This window comes from Maribacter sp. 1_2014MBL_MicDiv, from assembly GCF_001865655.1.
Classification (GTDB): Bacteria; Bacteroidota; Bacteroidia; order Flavobacteriales; family Flavobacteriaceae; genus Maribacter; species Maribacter dokdonensis.
Map to the genome: position 1 here is coordinate 499,942 of NZ_CP011318.1, position 13,404 is coordinate 513,345.

Annotated in this window: 8 protein-coding genes; all 8 read right to left on the reverse strand. The window is 37.8% G+C overall.

The genetic code is table 11. The features are described 5' to 3' along the window. Window positions 1–53: 53 nt before the first annotated feature. Window positions 54–1,487, reverse strand: coding sequence for a sulfatase (locus YQ22_RS02090; RefSeq protein ID WP_083414173.1), 1,434 nt, complete (start codon window positions 1,485–1,487; stop codon window positions 54–56). A 45-nt stretch (window positions 1,488–1,532) separates the two neighbouring features. Beyond that, window positions 1,533–2,996, reverse strand: coding sequence for a sulfatase-like hydrolase/transferase (locus YQ22_RS02095; RefSeq protein ID WP_198033506.1), 1,464 nt, complete (start codon window positions 2,994–2,996; stop codon window positions 1,533–1,535). A 6-nt stretch (window positions 2,997–3,002) separates the two neighbouring features. Further along, a complete protein-coding gene (locus tag YQ22_RS02100) occupies window positions 3,003–4,490 on the reverse strand; it encodes a sulfatase-like hydrolase/transferase (protein ID WP_071339890.1) in 1,488 nt (495 codons plus the stop codon). A 166-nt stretch (window positions 4,491–4,656) separates the two neighbouring features. Continuing rightward, the gene (locus YQ22_RS02105) at window positions 4,657–5,466 is read right to left on the reverse strand and encodes a 3-keto-disaccharide hydrolase (protein WP_083414174.1); all 810 of its coding nucleotides are present in this window, start codon (window positions 5,464–5,466) and stop codon (window positions 4,657–4,659) included. Between the two features lie 19 nt (window positions 5,467–5,485). Further along, window positions 5,486–6,235: an SGNH/GDSL hydrolase family protein gene (locus tag YQ22_RS02110; protein ID WP_071339892.1), complete on the reverse strand. Its 750-nt coding sequence runs from the start codon at window positions 6,233–6,235 to the stop codon at window positions 5,486–5,488. After that, window positions 6,232–7,920 (reverse strand): FAD-dependent oxidoreductase, encoded by a 1,689-nt coding sequence (locus YQ22_RS02115; protein WP_071339893.1) that lies wholly within the window; start codon window positions 7,918–7,920, stop codon window positions 6,232–6,234. Before YQ22_RS02115 ends, YQ22_RS02110 begins: the two co-directional genes overlap by 4 nt. A gap of 167 nt (window positions 7,921–8,087) precedes the next feature. Beyond that, the gene (locus tag YQ22_RS02120) at window positions 8,088–10,610 is read right to left on the reverse strand and encodes a glycoside hydrolase family 95 protein (RefSeq protein WP_083414175.1); all 2,523 of its coding nucleotides are present in this window, start codon (window positions 10,608–10,610) and stop codon (window positions 8,088–8,090) included. A 36-nt stretch (window positions 10,611–10,646) separates the two neighbouring features. Next, on the reverse strand, window positions 10,647–13,400 hold the full coding sequence (locus YQ22_RS02125) for a hypothetical protein (RefSeq protein WP_083414176.1): 2,754 nt from the start codon (window positions 13,398–13,400) through the stop codon (window positions 10,647–10,649). Window positions 13,401–13,404: the final 4 nt, after the last annotated feature.

Here is a 13,404-nt window from a genome sequence, read left to right on the forward strand (position 1 = left end):
TGCAAAGTGATGATAACCTATAGCTATACACTTACTTACCAATGGGCTATTTATCAATCAGCGAAAACAAAAGCTTTTATTCCCATTTTGGCAGTGATCAATTTTTTTAAACGCCGTACGGTCTCTGGATGATCCTCTGCGATATTGAGCACTTCACCCTCTGGTGTATTATGGTCATACAATTCTACTTCGCCGCTTTTATGTTGAACCAATCTGTATTGATCTGTTCGTATGGTAGTAGCATGTGCCTTAATTGCCACAGCTTCATGACCACTTGCCTTGGCATCTTTTAAAATGGGCATTAAAGATGATCCTTTGGTAAAATTAGGAACGGGCAAATCCGTTAATTCGCATAATGTTGGAAAGACATCGACCGATTCTACAATGGCATCACTTTTTTGACCTTTCCCAGTCATGGAAGGGTCATAAATGATTAACGGTGATCTTAAAGATTCTTCAAATAAGCTATGTTTACCCCAGATTGCATGTTCTCCCAAATGCCAACCATGATCGCCCCATAATAACACTATCGTATTTTTATCCGCACCCGTTTGCTTTAACTTTTCAATAATATCACCCACATGCTTATCGGCATAACTAACGCACGCGGCGTAATACCTTTTAAGCCGTAAAGCGAATTCCTTATCAATATTAGGATCCTTGTCCCATCTATTATAATTCATGAACTCTGCCGAGCCGTGCCATGTGGTTTTCCCTTTTGGTTTATAGGTATGCGGAGAAGCAGGAATTTCAACATCATCATAATACTTTAAATAGTGTTCAGGAACCCCAAAAGGAAGATGTGGTTTTATAAGCCCTATTGCCAAAAAAAAGGGTTTATCATTTTTAGACAATAGATCAAGCTGCCGCAAACCTTCTTCTGCAATATGACCGTCCGGATAACTTTTATCATCACCATTAACCGATTCAATGATGGCCCTATTATTGGGTGTACGCACTTTACCATACGCCAAGCCATGCATTGCTCCTTTAGGTGTTTCCCATTCCGCAACGGGCATAATATGCTTATCCCAAGCATTAGGTATTTCAGGAATTTGATCATCATTCCAAAGTGTACCTCCTCTACCACCGGGATGATGAGAAACTTTACCTACCGATACCGTGGTATACCCATTTTTGCGGAACCATTCTGGCATACTTGGAGAAATAGCATTGGAATCTTCAGATAGTTCTTCTGCCCTTTTAAATAAAGATTGATTAGCATCACCCCTATACTGCAATCCATATAGTCCTGTTAAAAACGTATAACGCGATGGACCGCAACTGGGGGCATTTACATAGTGCCTTGTAAACGCCCTACCCTTATTTACTAAGCTGTCTATGTTAGGGGAATGTATATATGCTGCACCAAAAGATTTTAATTCCGGTCTTAAATCATCTATACAGATAACAAGCACATTTTTTTGTTGGGCCATGAGATGTAAGCTCATAAAAAGTATAAAAACAAAAGCTATCACCTTTTTCATAAAACACATTGTCAGTAAAACATTAATATTACACCCCACTATTACTTAGTCTACTTCATTTCTCCATATATGACTACCTTCTAGCAACTTACCGTACTCCGTATGAAGTAATATTTTCATTTCCGTAAATTTTTCGGGCTCTATTTCTACCAGATTTACGGACTCCATTTTATCCTCAATTAAATTGTATAACTCATAATCGGTTAGTTCACTTTCTTTGATCAAAGCTTCATTACCATCGTATACATTCATTATCTGTGGAAGATATTCACCGTTGTTTTTTAAACGTGCCAATATTTTATAATCACCATATCTCATAGCAACTTTATGTTGGTTTAAGGCATTGTAAAAACCCCAAACCAATGGTTTCTTTCTTTCAAATTTCCCTGTTTTAATCAGGGATAAAAAGGATTCACCATCTAACTCTTTATTTGGTAATTTGGCTCCGGTAATCTCTGACAATGTAGGCAGAAAATCCAATGCGGATACAACAGCATCCGTAGTACCAGTATACATAGGTTTTCCTATCCAATTCACAATACCAGGAACACGAATACCAGCCTCTGTGGTCCATAATTTTCTCCCTTTTAAACCACCAGTTTGCCCAAAGGTTCTTTTTGCGCCAGGGTAACGTGTAAATGTTTCCGGTCCGTTATCTGAAGTAAAAATGACCAAGGTATTTTCTGTTCCTTTTTCTTCCAAATATGCCAATAACCTGCCCACAGCCTTATCTACATTGGCAACATTTGCAAAAAACTCGGCTTCAGCAAGACCATTGGAATATGGCAAGTATTCCTGTACTAAATCTTCTGGTGAAGCTACCGGTTCATGAGGTTCATGAAAGGTTACCTGTAAATAAAATGGGTGATTTCCTTTTCTATTGTCTAACCAGCTCATAGCTTCATCTACCACCAATTGACAACTGAATCCTTCTTGCTGACCAACCTTCTCTCCGTTTCTAACAAAATTCTTTGGATTTTTATGACTTGGCGATGCATTGTTATGGGTGGCGTACCAATGGTCGAACCCGAAATAATCTGGTTGTGGTTGTGCAGGATTATTAAATAAAGAACTACAGTGCCATTTGCCAACCAAAGCAGTTTCATAACCTACGGTTTTTAACATTGCCGGTATGGTTTCCTCTCCTTCTTGCATGTGGACCTTATCCCTTAAATCCTCACTTTTCTTAGGACCCGGTATAAAATCGTACACCCCTGCCCTATTGGGACTACGCCCCGTTAACAACCCTACACGGGAAGGTGAACAAACCGGTGCTGCAGCATAGTAATTTGTCATTCTAATGCCCGTTGCCGCTAACTTATCAATATTCGGAGTTTTTATGAAAGGATGCCCATAAGATGATAGATCTCCATACCCTAGATCATCACAAAGAAAAATAATGATATTAGGCTGTTCCGTTGTTTTAGCTTGTTGCGCCCAACTCATTAATACGCTAAAAAATAGTAGCGTTAAAATTGTAATATTACGTGTGTTTTTTAAAATCATCATGTATAGTTATTTAGTTTCTTGATCCCATAACCTGAATGGATCTCCGTAATTTTCCATTTCCTCTAAAAGTAATTTTTCCATTTCTGCCAACTTAGCTGCGTATTTTGGGTTTTCTGACAAGTCATTTTGCATTTCTGTAGGTTTACTATGTTCTGCTATATATTCATTAGGATTTTCCGCAAGATTGAACAATTGTGTCTCACGAACCTTACCGTCTAAAACATCATATTTTATTAATTTCCAATCTCCTTTTTTTACGGTACGCATACCTGGTTTTGAACCGCCGGCATACACACCGTACATGACCTCTCTAAGGCTTTCTTGCTCTCCCATAAGAATAGGCTTAAAACTTTTCCCTTGTACCGTTTCCGGTATTTCTATATCGGCTAAATCGCACAGGGTTGGCAAAATATCGGTCAGATATATATTACCCTTAACACGCTGATTTACCTTTATACCAGGACCTTTTACAATTAATGGCACCCTCCATGAATGCTCATATAAATTCTGCTTCCCCATTAAACCGTGACGCCCAACCGCTATACCATGGTCAGAAGTATAAATAACATAGGTGTTATCCAATTCTCCCATAGCCTCTAATTTATTTAAGACCTTGTTCAATTGAATATCAATATTTTCTGAACAGGCATATTCCCTCCCTATTTCGTTTCTAACGGTTTGCTCATCCCTGTTTTTCCAAACACCACTAACATTTTCTTCATCACGTAATTCTAAATGCCCATGATGAAAAGGGTGGGCATTTAAATAATTTTCAAATAAGGGTGGTTGATTTTCATTTGCAGGCGGAAGATTTTTCTTATCGGTATGATTTGTTGCACCATACTTTGCCAATAATTCTGGCGTACCGTCCCGAATATCATGTGGATGCGAAAGACCAAAATAAATAAAGAACGGATCTTCGTCTGCTGTTTCTTCCCTACCGTCTAAATAAGTCAATACTTGATCAGCGTGCCAAGCACTACCAGTCTCTTCTGTTCCTCCGCGTTTTGTAGCATCTTTCACCACGGTAAACTGTTTGTTCGCCTTTGGATATGAATTTCCCTTTTTACAAGTACGCATAGTGCTGTACCCTGCCCTATTGAAAATGGCACCAATGGTGTTTTCCTCTAAATTTTCAGGAGCGTTAGGGTTGATGTATCCTTGCATAGATGGTAAGCTCCAAACCGTTCTCCCACTCATGATCATATGTCTAGATGGGGTACAAACCGCACCCACCATTGCCCCCATGTGTCTGGCATCATCAACTATTAAACCATCTTTTGCCAGTTTGGTTATCGTTGGGGCATCTAAAGTTGAAGTAGAATCGTAAAATTTAAAATCGAAAGGAGATTGATCATCTACCAGAACAAATAAAAAGTTAGGTTTCTTTTTTACCTCAACCGGTTTATTCTTCTCTTTACCCTTACAACCAAGACCAACTATAGCTATTAAAAAAACTACGATTACCTTGCTCAAAACTCTGTCTTTATTCATTCTTTGATTTCATTTAATTTCATCAAGATCTGTCCCCTAGTTCAACTTACCAACAACAATAGAACTGCTGAATTATGGATCTTATATCGAAAGTAATTTTTAATATAGCTATGCGATATAATTTATAGTTCATTCCATATAAATTATAAGCATTTATGAGTTACTTTTAATTTAGAAATTTTTCAATGGGAATAACCTTATCGAATTCTTTGATTTCTATGTTTCGATAAATTATTTCTGCCGTTTCCGATTGAAAACCGATGATACCTTCCTCCACCGAAAGGTTAGTGCCCATATTCACAATTTCATCGTTTAACTTGTGAATGGTATATACATTACCCATTACAATAATTTCGCACTGATTCCATTTTCCGTTCAAGGCATTATATTTGGGAGATGCATACCCATAAATTTCATTTTTCATATTACGCATTTCCTTACCTCCATCTTTGGGCAATAAAAATGTTTTGCCATCTTCAGTAGCTGTCCAATCTAAACTTACACCAGCACCCCAAAAATCGCCTGTATGGTTTCTTTCGGTAATATGGTTATATCGAACCTGATATTCCAAACCCTTAGGCCACACTTTATCATCGAAGACATGGTAATAGCAGCCCGCATCATACTGCCATTCATCAAAATTATTGGTGATTTTCTCTCCCCATTTATATTCAAACCTAAGTATGTACTTACTATACTTCTTATTAGTATAGAATAAACCATGAGTGGCATTTTCTCCCGTGTTTAGATTTAAACTATCTGGCATATCCTTAAAAACATGTACCATACCATCTTCTATAGCGTATACTTCTTTTGCCATGATACTATCACCTTTTTTTAATTTGAGATGCCAGCCATCAAAATTTTTACCATTGAACAGTTGTACAAAACCTTCCTCTAATTTCTTGTGATATTGCCCATTGATGAAATTCACATTTACCATTAATATGAGCAAAACAAGTAGTAATTGGCGCATTCTCCTTTTTTTTATTTTATCAGTTTTTACTTGGTCTATTTATACTGTTGTATTCATTATTTATAAAATCCTGAAGGACTGCAGGATACGTATCTCCCATAGCTGTTCCTCTACCAACCATTCCGCTGCCATAGGTAATAGAATCGCCTAAACAAATAATCTTTTGTGGATTTTTCAATAACAGGTTTTCCTTTAAGTATCGAAATACAAATTCTCCAATAAACCGATAGCCCAATGCCGTAGGATGCACGCCATCCGCAGCTCCACTATTGCTACTATTCTTAAAAAATAAATCGCTGTTATGCTTGGGCAAATTCATATCATTAAAAACCTGAAATAAATCCAAATAATGCACCGATAATTTTTTTGCCACATGATGAACCCTATTTCTTGCACTATCCAACTTCACATTAGGCGATTCTTTAAACAACTTCTTATCATGTCTTTTAAATAAATAGACAGAATCTGCCGGTGGAGATGTCATAAGCACAACGTTACTTTTCATTTGCTTTATGCGTATGACAATGCGCTCTAAATAATCCTCATACGCTTGATATGAAGCCAACTTTTTAGAATTCAGCATATCATTTGTACCAACCATTACTATCACCAAATCCGGAGATTTAATCAATACATCATCATTTAATCTTTCTAAAAGATCTACTGCAGTATTACCTCTCACTCCTGCATTTATTACTTGAGCATAGGTTGATATTGAAGATGTAATTAACAATATGATGAAAACAATATGTCCTGTACTTATTCTCATTTAGCTACATCATCTGGTCCTTGATATTCCAACACCTGGCCGTCTTTAATCAATTTCTGCTTTAAAGCAGAATATGCAACATCATGAATATTTTTCTCCCCATCTATGGCCATTCCTGCCAAGGTACCGGCACTCTGACCTAAAATCATAAATACAGGCTCCATTCTTATGGACCCAAAGGCAATATGCGAACTAGAGACTGCAGCAGGAACCAATAAATTTTTACATTCTTTCTGCTTTGGCAATATTGTACCTAAATGTATTTGATAGGGAGCGTCTGGCTCTATACCCAAATCACCTTCGTTTTGCACATAGCCTTCTTTGGTTATATAGCGTTGAACGTTATGTGAATCCATGGCATAGGAGCCCATACCTATAGGTTTTAATACTTTCTTTTTTCCAAGTATCTCATTATCCGTCATGACAAATTCCCCGATCATCCTCCTTGCTTCGCGAACGTAAATTTGGTAGGGCCAATGACCGTTGTCCACAAACTCATCTTTGGCAAGACCCCACTTATTTATGCTTGTCCTAAACCGTTCTGGCACACTTTCATCATGACCCCAGAAATAAAGCAAACCTTTATGATAGTCTATATGCTCTTGTAAAATTTCCTTTCTCCTTTCATAAGATGCTTCCGGGTAGTCATAATTCATTCCAATATTATCAGAGCTGAACGGTCCTACGTTATTAACATCGCGCTTTTTATTGGGAATCTTGCCCCCTCCGAACATGGAATATCTACCACCTTCAAATACTCTTCTCAGCAATTCATATTGTGCTGGATCATAATTCTCAGGCTTCTCAAAAGGAACCACATTGCCTTCTGCGTTAGTAGTGCATAATCTATAATTATAAGCCTGCACCCCTTTATCTCCTGAACCATTTTCACCCGGTGGTGCTGTTGATATCCTAGGAAGTACACCACTAGTAGAATCGCCGGGTATTACATACGGACTAATATTCAACTGTTGAAAGTTGTGGCTGTGGTGGTAAATTCCTTTTTGTACACCGTTCCATTCCTCACCATAAACACTATTAGCTTCTCTACCAACGTGGTAATTTACACCTGCGGCAGCCATTAAATCTCCTTCATAAGTGGCATCAACAAAAATCTTGGCTTTATAATTCTCCCCGTTCAGCATGGTAATAGATTTGATCACTCCGTTCTCGACTTCTACACCTTTTTCCCTATCTAGCCATTTATTGCGATGTATGGTAATGTTATGCTCCCTTACAAATTGCTCAAAAATTTGTTCAGCAACATGGGGCTCAAATGTCCACATGGTCTTGAGCTCATCATCTATGGCGGTGGTGCCTTGCCCTTCATTACCATATTCCTCTCTTGGTTGCCAGTTCCAAGCTTCTTTATTCTGGTAGTGTTTGTATACTTCTTGATAAAACTCTTTTGAAATACCCCCAATGACTTCCTTATTTCCCAGATCGGTAAATCCTAGTCCGCTAGATGAGAGACCGCCTATATGGGTTTCCGGACATACAATAATGACCGATTTATTCATTCTTGCCAATTGTACCGCTGTAGCAATTGCTGCAGATGTGCCTCCATAAATAACCACTTCTGCATCTATATTCTTTTCATTATTTGGTGCGCATGCTATTTGGATCAGCAAAAATGCACAAACTATGGACTTGAAAATTGAAGTGTTCGATAAAAAATTCCTCATAGGTAAGAATAAATTAAAAGTTGTTGATTATTGATCTATACAAGTTTATTCTTTATTGAATAAAACATGTATCACTTATTATTCAACTTCTATAAATTATTGCCAATTATGCCTAGAAATAAGGTTTTTAAGTAATTGAAGGGCAAACCTGATTTTAATTCATAAAACTACTTGGCAAGTAGCATAACTTCTTGCCCAACTTTTGTAGCTATGTCATATAAGAATGTAGGTTTTAAAATAAGCTCTTCTGGATCTGTTATAGATATGACAGGCTTTTTAATTTGTGGCACTTGATAAAACGGGTTCACGTTTTCCGTGGTGGCAACTTTAAATTCATTACCGTTTTGATCCTGCAATCTGTCATACCCTCTTACACGAAGGTTTCCTCCTAGATTAGATCGGATTATAGCTTTTACAATTCTACCATCTTTCCATTCCAACTCCTTGATTTCAAAACCTCCCCTAGCCCGAAGACCCATTACCTTGCCCTTTGCCCAAACATCTGGTAATGCAGGTAATAGGTGAATTGCTCCATCATGACTTTGAACCAACATCTCCGCTACACCAGAGGTGAACCCAAAATTACCATCAATTTGAAATGGTGGGTGAGCATCTAGCATATTGGCATAAGTACCTCCGCCTTTAGGCGAGTCTGGTCTGCCAACTAATTTTATTTGATCGCCCATTAATTTATAGGCATGGTTGCCATCTAATATTCTAGCCCACAAATTAATTTTCCAGTTCATTGACCATCCGGTAGATGGGTCTCCCCTTTGTATCAAAGTATTTTTGGCACCTTGAAATAACTCTGGATTTCTATAGGGCGATATTTGATTTGAAGGATATAAACCGTACAAATGAGATACATGACGATGATCATCGGTTGGATCATCTAAATCTTGCATCCATTCTTGAAGCTGATGATGTTGACCTATTTTCATTGGAGGTAGTTTCGCTAAAGCCGACTGCATTTTAGATACCATTTTATCATCTATCCCTAGTAATTTTGCCGCTCTTATTGTTTTTGTCAACATATCGAACACCAATTGATTATCCATGGTAGTACCTGCCGCGATAAATACATTTTTAGAACGGTTTTTGGGTCCATGTTCAGGGGATATCGAAGGTGATATTACCAACCAACCATTTTCAGGTTCTGGAGTTAACATACTCAAACAAAACTCAGCGGCACCTTTCATAGCTGGATAAACCGTTTGTAAAAATGCTATATCACCATTAAATTCATAGGTATCGAATAAATGCTGACTTAACCATGTTCCGCCAGTTGGCCACATTCCCCAAGTTGCCCCATCTACAGGACCGGTAATTCTCCATAAATCTGTATTGTGATGAGTTACCCACCCATCTGCACCGTACATAACCTTTGCGGTTTCTTTTCCCGTTACTGCAAGATCTTTTACCATTTCAATTAATGGCTCATGCATTTCAGATAAATTGGTAACCTCAGCAGGCCAGTAATTCATTTCTGTATTGATATTTACGGTATAGGCACTTTTCCAAGGTGGTACCAATAGGTTGTTCCATAAGCCCTGTAAGTTGGCCGGCTGACCACCTGGTTGCGATGAGGAGATCAATAAATACCTGCCAAATTGAAAATATAAGGCAACTAGCGATGGATCTATACCGGTACTAAATTCTTTTATTCTAACATCAGTAGGATTTTTTGCCGCATCTGTACTACCTAAATGTAATGAGACCCTATTAAAATACTTTTGATAAAAATTTGAATGACGGCTTAACAATTGGTCATATCTTTTAGAGGATGCTTTAGCCAAATAATCTGCTGCCTTCATATGAGCATCTGCACTTACATCATTGTAGTCCACAAAATTTGTAGCTACTGAGATGTACAGCATCACACTATTTGCATTTGTTACCTTTAATTCACTTGCCGTTGAAACAATTTCTCCACCTTCCGGAACAATTTTTATTCTGGCATCAAATTCTACTTCACCTTCAACTGGCTCAGCCTCTTCTGGCAAACGCTTATTCTTATTATCACTTCCAAAACCTGTCATGACCAAAACATCACTGTTTTCAGTAAACAACCTAACTTTAGCCGGTTCTGGGCGATCCATAGTTGCCGTAAAACTAATTTGAGCTTCTTTATTGGCTGTTAACCTCATTACAATGACCTCATCCGTAAAAGAGGTAAAAACCTCTCTTTTAAATTCCACACCATTTACCGAATACATGGTGGTATTCATTGCATTTTCAATATCCAATTCCCTGTAGTAATTGGTGCAATTTTCTTGGTCTTTAAAATTCAACCTTAAATTCCCCACCGTTTCATAGGGCATGCCATGAGAGGTTTTTGAAATAAAATCGCGATTAGCGATACCGTGAGCTTGATCATAGTCTTCATCAAAAATGAGTTGTCGTATATTGGACAAAGATTCTTTTGCCCTTGGATTATCATTACGGTGCGGACCGCCAGCCCACAAGGTGCTTTCGTTCAATTGAATATTCTCGGTAATAGGATTCCCAAAAACCATAGCCGCCAAACGACCGTTACCAATTGGCAATGCTTCATTCCAATCTGCCGCCGGTGCCGTATACCATAGTTTAAGGTCAGATTCAGCTTTTTGAGCCTGCATTAAAGCTACCGTCCAAAATGCCATTAAAAAACATAACGACATTAATTTCAAGGATGCTGGTTGGTTTTTCATTTGACTTCTTTAAATATCTACACTACAATTTTTATACTATTCAATACCAACTGCCCTAAAACCACCAACTTTGAACTGTTGACTTTTGCCATTTTGGGTAATACTTACAGGAACTTCATTATGTAAATACAGTTTACCATCTTTCTGTTCTAAAACCACATTACCTTTTTCAACTGAAGTAATCACGAAATCTTTTGTTTTCAATTGTGTACCATTGCCCATAAATAGTACTACATTCTCATTTTTCTCAGTACCAATCAATGCATACGTAGCATTTGTACTTACTTCACCATAAGTTGCTGTTTGATTATTGACCGTAGAGAACACCAAATCTTTTCTTCCAGATGTATGTGTAATATTTAATCCAACAAAACCTTTACTGTTATTTTGGTCTTCAAAACTTGAAATCTTCTCTATACTTTTTCCTTTGGAAGACGTAAAAGGTTCATATACCGATACAAATGGATGCTCCCAAGCCTCGCCATGTTGTCTTGCCGTCAACGTTAAATAAGGGGCTTTATCTACATCATATGGTAAACCGTGGTTACCCTTAAATCCTTTATTAGGTGGTGATTTAATGGAGAATACCTCACGACCTTCTGTACCTTTCATCCAAAGGTTCATGAAAATATCATCTTCACCATCTGGCATATCTATTTTCCATTCGGCTTGATAGTCGTCTTCTAACTTTACGGATTTTTTATCCCACATGTAATCTAGCGCGTACAAATGTCCGCCCGCAAAGCCCATTTCCTCACTGGGTAAAAGTGTTAAGGGGTTTCCATCCGCATCCATCACCTTCATGGTCTGACCCAAATTATGGTAGTAATAATCATGAAATTTATCACCCTTGCGTTGCTTCTTCGAGCGAAAAATATCAACGTAATATCCTGTTTCCTCACCTGTTTTTACTATGCTTACCAAACGTGATTGGTCGCTTTGCGTTTCGGGCTCCAAAAAATAGACATCAGAATAGGTAATATCTTTGTAATACCCCTCTTTCTGTCCTGAAATTGGGTATTGTCCCATCAAATCAAATGCATGATAGCTGAGCATTTCGGTATAGGATGATACACCATCTACCATGACCGTATTGTGTGCGGGAAATTGAGAATAAAACTCCAAATACACCGGTTGTAAATAGCCAGCACCTTTACCAGGATCAGAACCTTGCACCAATCCTTTTCCGTACAATTCCATGTTAATTCCATTTGCATGCATGTGATTTCCCAGTGATGCATTTAAAGAAACCATCATTCCGTTTTTGCCCTTACCCATGCGTTGTACGTGCCAACTTACATTAGGAGCGTAAAAGGTTTGGGTAACATAATCGTCCAAATTTCCTTTTTTGTATTTCGGATTGATTTCTAACGGTTTACTGGCAAAGAACGAACTTATATTGGTTCTTGGCTTTTTCTTTTGCCCTGCTTTATTATCCGCAAATAAGCGATACAATGCCGTAAATTCCTCTTCTAGCTCTGTATTATTATTCTTCTGGGCAATACGGATCATATCGTTCATTGGTTCTGAACTCAGCGGACCATAATAACTATCACCAAAGGCAACCGTTTGCCCATTAGGAAATAGATACTGTGGCAGCATTTTTACCGCATCTTCCATTATGGGCATGTATGGTAAAATATTATGATCAAAGGTATTATTGAAGTCTTCTACAAAGTGGGTTAAATCTTTGGTGACACCCATAGAATACCCAGGACACTCTGCCCAAACTCCATTTTCCTTATCATAACCATAATCCATAAATTTGGTCAACGACCATTGACGTGCAGAGGTTACGTTCAATATATAATCTATGTAATATTCCCTGCCTTTTTTGTCTTCATAAAACCGGTCATCTTGCAAAACCATTGCAGCTTTCAATATGATTTTTGCTTGGTGTAAATTCCAATTATTCTGCGGTACACCGTTCTTTATGATCTGGTCTGTCCAACGTTTTATGGTTTTATCGTACATGGCAATATGCTGCGGATATTTTGCTTCTATATACGGATGTAAAAAATCATAGAGTTCAGCTATTTCAATCAGAACATTTTCATGTATCACCTGAAAATTAGTAAAACCTACAAGGGTCTGTATGTGACCGTTCAACAAATCTATGGGCTCACTTCTATATGACATGCCCTCCATATATTTATGAAAAACATCGAAGGAGAATTTAGCATACTCCTCTTCATTTTCTAACCAATTGATGAATGCGGCATCACGTGCAAGACCTAGTATTTCTTCATTTATCGAGTAGATAATTCTTCCGGTCTTAGCAGGGTGTACCCACTCAAATGGTTTGCCCTCTTTACTTCTATTGGGCAAATACAATCCCCTAGGGTCATCCATATAAGGCAAAATATCTTCTAAATTAGGTTTACCATAGGGTGTGGTATAATCTCTTGCTCCTACAAAACGAACCGTAGGCACTGGTGCTTCACCATCGGCATGTGAATAATTTACCCCGTTTACATAAATGTTGGTCGCCTTGGTTTTCCAATGCATTTGCAATCTTGAAACCATCCACTCCGGATCTGATTGATGGCGCTTTACATGAGTATCAATTCGATCATGAATGCCCTGTAACACCTCTTTTGCCCAGGTTTCTTTTTTAATGGTTTTTTGAAGGTCTTTTTTCTCGTCTTGAGTAATATACAACCTTGGATAGCCTTGTTCTAAATTGGTCGGTAGAGGAATTTTATTACTTTCTTGAGCAATTAGTATTGAACTGACTGAACAAAAAATGCTTGTTAATAGATATAGTCTAATATTTATTTTTACTAACATAAAT

Bases quoted from the DNA above. Each gene is read 5' to 3' on its own strand.
- YQ22_RS02100 (WP_071339890.1), bottom strand. From the start codon at position 4,490: ATGAATAAAGACAGAGTTTTGAGCAAGGTAATCGTAGTTTTTTTAATA.
- YQ22_RS02105 (WP_083414174.1), bottom strand. From the start codon at position 5,466: ATGCGCCAATTACTACTTGTTTTGCTCATATTAATGGTAAATGTGAAT.
- YQ22_RS02125 (WP_083414176.1), bottom strand. From the start codon at position 13,400: ATGTTAGTAAAAATAAATATTAGACTATATCTATTAACAAGCATTTTT.
- YQ22_RS02115 (WP_071339893.1), bottom strand. From the start codon at position 7,920: ATGAGGAATTTTTTATCGAACACTTCAATTTTCAAGTCCATAGTTTGT.
- YQ22_RS02095 (WP_198033506.1), bottom strand. From the start codon at position 2,996: ATGATGATTTTAAAAAACACACGTAATATTACAATTTTAACGCTACTA.
- YQ22_RS02090 (WP_083414173.1), bottom strand. From the start codon at position 1,487: ATGAAAAAGGTGATAGCTTTTGTTTTTATACTTTTTATGAGCTTACAT.
- YQ22_RS02120 (WP_083414175.1), bottom strand. From the start codon at position 10,610: ATGAAAAACCAACCAGCATCCTTGAAATTAATGTCGTTATGTTTTTTA.
- YQ22_RS02110 (WP_071339892.1), bottom strand. From the start codon at position 6,235: ATGAGAATAAGTACAGGACATATTGTTTTCATCATATTGTTAATTACA.